The 1,272-nt window shown below is 77.8% G+C and carries 2 protein-coding genes; both read right to left on the reverse strand.

Annotation, left to right across the window (positions count from 1 at the left end; translation table 11 throughout):
* Positions 1–516, reverse strand: a 516-nt coding sequence (locus ABZ641_RS38035; RefSeq protein WP_344627342.1) for a histidine phosphatase family protein, incomplete at its 3' end; no start/stop codon positions are given.
* Between the two features lie 63 nt (positions 517–579).
* A partial coding sequence (locus tag ABZ641_RS38040) for a hypothetical protein (protein ID WP_359989205.1) occupies positions 580–1,272 on the reverse strand: 693 nt, incomplete at its 5' end.

Raw genomic sequence — 1,272 nt, forward strand, 5'->3', positions numbered from 1 at the left:
GCCGCGCGGGACGGCGAAGTCCAGCAGCCGGGCGCCGCGCCCCGCGGCGTCCCGCCACGGTCCGGCCAGGGCGAGTACGGCGATGCCGCTGGTGGGGAACTTCGTCCGGAGCCGAGCCATGGCCTCGCCGCCCGTCCCGGCGGCCAGGAACTCCACCAGGTCCTGCACCCCGGGCTGGTGGCCGACCAGCAGCGCCGTCCCCACGGTCGCGTCCAGCCCGCGGACGACCTCGACCAGCTCGCCCCCGTCGGCGGCGTAGATCCGCTCGTCGAACTCCGTCGGCGGCGCCTCGTCCCACCCGGCGGCGGCCAGCTCCAAGGTCTGCCGGGTGCGCAGGGCGGGGGAGCAGACCACGGCCTCCGGCACCAGCCCCCGGTCATGCAGCCACCGGCCGGCGACCGGTGCGTCCCGCAGGCCCCGCGGCCCGAGCGGCCGCCGGGCGTCCGGCACCCCCTCCGGCCAGGCGGACTTCGCGTGCCGCAGCACCACCAGGGTTCGGGACTCGGATGCGTTCACATGCGTATCCTCCCCGCCGCCGCCCCCCGTGGCCACCGTCGGACCGCTCCGGCGGCCGGAGGCTCAGCCGAGGTGGCGGCGGAAGAACGCGACCGCGTCGGCCGCGACCTCGGCCCGGGCCTTCGCCGCGCGGGGCGCCGGATCCGGGCCGATGAAGTCCGCGTGCGCCACGTCGGGGCCGATCTCGCGGCCCGCCGCCGAGGGGATCCCCTCCAGATAGGGCCGGGTGTCGACCTCGTACGGGGTCACCACGTCGGCCCCGCCCCAGCGGATCTCCACCGGCACCCGCACCGCCGCCAGGCTCTCCGCCGTCACCATCGGGCCGAGGCCGGGCGCCACCTGGAAGACCGCCCGCACCCGCGGATCGGCCAGGTCGGCCCCGGCCTCCGCCGTGAGGGCCGACAGCCCCGCAGCGGGCACCTTCGCCCGGAAGGCGTCCAACACCCCCGGGAACTCCGGGATCTCCGGCAGCGGCACCGCACCGGTCACCAGGGCGTGCAGCACACCGGGATCCAGCCGTACGCCCGCCAGCGCCGCCGCGGTGTACCCGCCGGCCGAGAACCCGGCCGCCCCGACCGGACCGAGCGGGCGCTCGGCGGCCAGCACGTCCAGCACGAAGGCGAAGTCGCGCGGACGCTCCCACGGGCAGAGGAAGCCCTCGGGCTCGTAGCCGCCCACGAAGTCGTTCCCGTGGTGGTCGACCGAGACCACCCGGAACCCGGCCGCCGCCAGCGGCCCCGCCAGCCAGCCCATGCC

The organism is Kitasatospora sp. NPDC007106 (assembly GCF_040634455.1).
In the GTDB taxonomy this organism is placed as follows: domain Bacteria; phylum Actinomycetota; class Actinomycetes; order Streptomycetales; family Streptomycetaceae; genus Kitasatospora; species Kitasatospora arboriphila.